Here is a 1,177-nt window from a genome sequence, read left to right on the forward strand (position 1 = left end):
TAAGTAGATAGGCGGGAAAAAACCAATCTATGTAACAAAACATTAAGTTGCCTGATTGGAGTTAAACTTAAGACGTTGCGTGGTGTAATTTCCCCTTTGTCCTCTAGCTTCTACTCCATGAATTACGGCGTAGGCGAGTTCTAACTCATCATCAAACATTTGTCCTGCCAACTCATCTTTCTTAATGTGTTGCCACTCCAATTCAATGGGGTTCATTTCCGAACAATACTTGGGTAAAAAGAAGATATATAAACCTTGCTTTTCCCAATGCGGCCATAACTCTTGGACTTCTTTGCATCGGTGTATTGGGCCGTTGTCTTGTACAATTACTCTCGGTCGTCCAATTTCAGCAGCTTCCTGGGCTTCTCGCTCCATCATTTTGATATAAGCTTTTCGATCAACACCCCCAATTACTAAACCATAAATAAAACTGATTCCCTGTTGAAGAAGTCCGATAATACTTAGTCTACGACCACGCCGTTTCGTTTGTTCTAACCGTTTTTGCTCACCTATTTGGTAATAAGTATAGCCTGGTTCACTCCACGCACAAAAACCTGATTCATCTAAATACTTTAAGTCAATTCCTCCCGCTACTGCCTCTAATTGCAACATATCTAAGTCAGATTGCTTCGTTTCTTGTACTAGGGGGTCTTGTTTTCCTTTGTGACTTTTTCTGGCTCGTTTCCAAATAAACCTTTTTTTTTTAGTATCCTTCTTAATCGATCGGCACTTAGTTTGACAGAACGTTCTTTTTCTAATTTCTGGACTAATTGAAGACTGTTATATGTACGTGATTCGTTTTTGAGGCATTCTTTTAAAAACTCTATATCTTCCTCTTTCCACGTTGGCTTTGCCCCTCGACCAGGCAACTCCCAAAGCCCTTCCATGCCTAGATTCGACCATTTATGTAAAACCTCTCTCACTGTTTGTGGAGTCCAGTTAAAATGAGCAGCTATTTTTTCAACGTACCAGCCATGTGCATTTAATCTAATTACTTCTGCTCTATCTTTGACTTTTTGTGGTACAGCAGCAGTTCTCAGTTGTAAGAGAGTTTTGTCTTGCTGTTGAGTCAGGAATACCCTTAATCTAGCGCCCATATATTTAGTTACCTCAGTAGATATATTCTCTTTGTTTACTTATCTTAACATAGTTCGGTTTTTTTGCGCCGACCTACTTA

General features: G+C 39.4%; 1 protein-coding gene. It reads right to left on the bottom strand.

The window, feature by feature from the left end:
* Nucleotides 1-42: 42 nt before the first annotated feature.
* Nucleotides 43-1,097 (bottom strand): IS630 family transposase gene (locus tag QT979_RS28875; RefSeq protein WP_333217165.1). Its coding sequence is split into 2 segments (ribosomal slippage): nucleotides 43-702 and nucleotides 705-1,097, totalling 1,053 coding nucleotides; the frame shifts between segments, so codons are not numbered across the junction.
* Nucleotides 1,098-1,177: the final 80 nt, after the last annotated feature.

Source organism: Microcoleus sp. w2-18bC1 (assembly GCF_036700365.1).
Taxonomy (GTDB): domain Bacteria; phylum Cyanobacteriota; class Cyanobacteriia; order Cyanobacteriales; family Microcoleaceae; genus Microcoleus.